This window comes from Kitasatospora sp. NPDC093558, assembly GCF_040683475.1.
GTDB lineage: Bacteria > Actinomycetota > Actinomycetes > Streptomycetales > Streptomycetaceae > Kitasatospora.
The window spans coordinates 1-1,662 of record NZ_JBFBDY010001040.1; the positions used below are offsets into that span (position 1 = coordinate 1).

Here is a 1,662-nt window from a genome sequence, read left to right on the forward strand (position 1 = left end):
GGCGGCGCCCCGCAGGGGGCCCCGCGCATCCCCCCGCACCGCGCCCCGGGCCTCCGCCCGCCGCCCCACCCAACGGGCCCGCCCCCACCAACCGCGGGGGCCCCAGGCCCCTTTTCGCGTCGTCGGCCGTCAACTGTCCTGCGAGACCTGTGAGACCTGCGAAGCCGGCGCCACGGCCCGCTTCCGCGGGCGGGACCACCGGCGGGTGATCGGCCGCTCGACCAGGGCGTAGAGCGCCCAGGAGGCCAGCAGCGCGACCACGAACTCGCCGGCCAGCAGCGCGGCGGTGGCCGGTCCCGAGTACAGCTCGGTGCCCAGCAGCTTGCGGGTGGTGGCGAGCACCACGTAGTGCAACAGGTAGAAGGCGAAGGACACTTCGCCGAGCCAGACCATCACGCGGTTGCGGACGGCACTGGGCCGGCCCTCGTTGTCGGCGATCGCCCCCGCGGCGATCAGCAGGACGGCCGGGACGACCGTGACCGCGCGCTGGCCGTAGATGTGCGGGACGAACGAGGCGGCCACGAAGCTCACCGCCAGCAGGACGAGCGACCACACCATGCCGATGTTCCGCCAGCGGCCCGCCATCACCGCCCGGGCCACCAGGATGCCGAGTGCGAAGTCCAGCAGCCGGGGGAAGGGCAGCACATAGGCGAACCAGTACTGGGTGGCCGACGTGGTGGGCTCGTTGTCCATCATCGCCGTGCCGGCCGGGACGATCGTGTAGGCGACCACCACCGTGAGGACGATGCCCGCGACCGTGCCCGCGATCCAGTACTTCAGCCGGTCCGCCGGGATCCGCTTGAACCAGTGGTACAGCAGCGGGAAGAAGAGGTAGAAGACCGCCTCCGCCGCCAGCGACCAACCGGGCGGGTTCACGCTGAAGTTGGTGAGGAAGTCCGGGACGTAGACCTGCAGCATGGTCAGGTTCAGCAGGGCCCGCCACGCCTCGGTCGTGGCACCGGCGAAGAGCAGCATCGCCAGGGCCCACGCGACCACGTAGTTGGGCACGATCTTGACGTAGCGCCGGCGCCAGAAGGCCCGCGCGGTGTCGCCCTCGCGGGCCGACCAGGTGAGCACGAAGCCGCTGAGCGCGAAGAAGAAGGTCACACCGAGGGCGCCGGTCTGGGCCGCCAGATCGGTGAATCGTTTCTCCGAGCCGTTGTCGGCGAGCAGCCGCACCGTGCCGTACGGCAGCGAGGCGTGGAAGATGAAGACCAGCAGCGCCGCGGGGAAGCGCAGGCCGGTGAGGGACGGGAGCCGGGCGGCCAGGGGCCGTTGCGACCGCTCCGGCCGTTCGTGGGGTTCGGCGACCGCCGGCGGCTGCGCGGTCCGCCCAGCCGCCGGCAGGACCGCGCTGATTTCGTCCGTGGACATGGGAATTCCTGCTCCTTGCGAGAGAAAGGGAACCGAGCGAAGCACTCTGGAACGGAACGGAGGCGGGTCGGATTCGCATCGGTGTCCCCATGCTCCACGGCAGCCGCGGAGGCTTCAATCGAGCAACTGTGAAGCCGAGTTGACGCAAGGAGGGACGCCCGCACGACGGCGGACGAACGGCTGAGGCGCTTGGCAGCTCGCACCGGAACGCGACGAAACGTGCCGGGACGCAACAACAACGTGCCGGAACGCGACGGGAACGCGCGACTGCCCGACGGCCGTGTGGGC

General features: G+C 71.0%; 1 protein-coding gene. It reads right to left on the minus strand.

Annotation, left to right across the window (positions count from 1 at the left end; translation table 11 throughout):
• Nucleotides 1-129: 129 nt before the first annotated feature.
• Nucleotides 130-1,374, minus strand: coding sequence for an acyltransferase (locus AB0O00_RS38245; protein WP_363659296.1), 1,245 nt, complete (start codon nucleotides 1,372-1,374; stop codon nucleotides 130-132).
• Nucleotides 1,375-1,662 lie beyond the last annotated feature (288 nt).